Annotated in this window: 1 protein-coding gene; it reads right to left on the bottom strand. The window is 60.7% G+C overall.

Going from position 1 to position 382, the window contains the following annotated elements; translation table 11 throughout:
• Nucleotides 1–382, bottom strand: a 382-nt coding sequence (locus AC1RPQ_RS08075; protein WP_481762275.1) for a hypothetical protein, incomplete at both ends; no start/stop codon positions are given.

The following is a 382-nucleotide window of genomic DNA, read 5'->3' on the forward strand; positions in this document are numbered from 1 at the left end:
TTACCGCGCTGTTCCAGATAATCACAGGCGTTCGTGAGCTTCGCGCCGATGCTACCGGGTTCCAGTTCCACGCGGTCCCAGAAACCGACCCCATGGCCCTGAGTCGTCAAATACAGGTCATGACCGAACGCGGCAAACGGCCATTCGTCCCGACGTTCCCCGCCGAAGTCTTGCGCGCATGCGTCCCCGTAGCCCGGCGCGCTCAGCGCGGCATGTACGAGTGCCGCGTGTTCCGCGTAGAACGCGACGACGCCAGCCCGGACCTTAGCGCGGGCCTCGTCGTCAGCTTCAATATGCACCCCTTCGAATTCTTCGGTATCCGGCACGTCCGCCCAGATAGCGGCGACGATGAAATGATGAACGATCAAATCGATTTGCTTAT

Source organism: Dellaglioa sp. CoH-57-MRSF-21, assembly GCF_056781915.1.